Below are 1663 nucleotides of genomic sequence, written 5' to 3'. Positions count from 1 at the left end.
ATGGTGGCGCTGGGGATGGTTGGCAACTGTCGTCGGCGCTTACGGAGCGCCATCCGGATAGCCCTTCATGTCCTCGCGCACGCTCCCCGTCGTCCCGGCTCCCCAACGGCTCCGAATACGAATAGCCGCGACGGCAGTGCGCCCCGCGCTCACCCCTTGCGCCTGGAGAATCCGCGGCTGTCAAGGCCGGTGGAGGCAAGGCCTTTCCTGGACCCCAGGACGGGCCAGCCGACGGAGACGTTCAAGCCGATCTGCCGATCCGCTCCGGGGACATGGCCAAGACCGGTCTGATGACGGAAGGTCGAGACGGGCTGTTAAGCGAGCAAGCAAAAAGATCTTCAGCAGGAGGAAGCGGCCATGCTCAAGGGGATCTGGAGGGAGTTTTACGAGTATCTGACGTATGACGACTACGGCCGGCGCCGGCCCCGGCCAGCGGTCTACAGGCTGCTGGCGGCAGTGGGGGTGGCCCTGGGGCTGGGGGCGGGCACCGCCCTCTTCGCCTGTCAGGCCCCGCCCGCCGCCCCGCAGCCGGTCCCCACCTCCACGCCCCCGACCGCCACGGCCACCGTGGCAAGAATCGCCACCGCCACCGCGTCCGCACCGCCCACCCCCACGCCCGAACCGCCCTGCCCGGAGGATCCACGGCTCTGGCAGCTGGTAGAGGTGAAACCATATCTCGACCCCGGGACAGGAAATCCCGTCCAGCGCCTCAAGCCCATCTACCGCATCGAGCCCGCCTGCGTCTACGCGGGGTTCTGGCGGGACGCGGCGCACATCCTGTTCCTGACCGACCCCCCAAAGCCGACGGTGGAGAAGCGGGTGGAGAACGTGCCCTGGTACTGGAGCCCGGATCCGGGGCTCATCCTCCGCCCCTTCCGGTCAAGCTGGAACACCAGCATGGACTTCACTTTTTATGATCGTGAGGGAGCGCTAATTGATGAGGTGCTGACCATCTACACCGCCGTGCAGACAGGGGATCCGGACTATCCGGTGATGCTGTACATCTACCGGGATTCCCTGGGGGCTGCTTATGTCGCGCAATGGGAGAATGGGGCGATCACCGAGGTGCGGCCGGTGAGCCTTGAGGGGGGGGCCGTGCTGCGCCGGGTTCATTCGTTCCTCTACGACGCCCGGGGGCGGCGCTGGGTGAAAGCAGACATCATCCCCGGCAGCGGGGGCTATCCGCGAGGGATGCATGCGACGGACGTGGATGGCTCAGCGCTGTGGGAGATCCTGGGGGTGCGCGGGCTGAAGCGTTCGGAGCTGGCGAAAGCCTTCGGGATGCGGGAGTTCTTCCCGGAACGCATCAACCTCAAGGGGTGGGTGATGGGCAAAACCATTCACATCGGCCCGTGAAGGGCGTGGAGGGCGAGATGGAGAAAATCGAATGGAAAGGATGGATCCTTCTGATCGCTCTGGTGGCAATCGGTTTTGCAGCTCGACCCGCCGCGGCCTCCAACCAATGCGATGTTGTACATTCTTGTTTCGTATTGGAGATGTCTCTCCCTGATAGCACCACGGGGGGCGGGGTGTGGCGGTGCGAGGGTTCGGTCACGGTGGGGGCCATTTGGCGCGAAGACTATGGATGTGCGGAGGGCCAGATTGTCGTCGACTGCTCCGGGAACATTCTGGAGCGTCATCGGTTTGCGGTAGGCAGTGATCT

2 protein-coding genes are annotated in these 1663 nt (G+C 64.9%); both read left to right on the top strand.

Features of this window, described 5'->3' with window-relative positions:
- Window positions 1-357 precede the first annotated feature (357 nt).
- A complete protein-coding gene (locus NZM16_RS03840; protein ID WP_295478675.1) occupies window positions 358-1356 on the top strand; it encodes a hypothetical protein in 999 nt (332 codons plus the stop codon).
- Window positions 1357-1373: 17 nt separating this feature from the next.
- On the top strand, window positions 1374-1663 hold a 290-nt coding region (locus tag NZM16_RS03835), incomplete at its 3' end, for a hypothetical protein (protein ID WP_295478672.1).

This window comes from Thermoflexus sp., assembly GCF_025055495.1.
Taxonomy (GTDB): Bacteria; Chloroflexota; Anaerolineae; order Thermoflexales; family Thermoflexaceae; genus Thermoflexus.
Note: the sequence above shows the minus strand (reverse complement) of the source record. Positions and strands in the feature narration are given on the sequence as shown.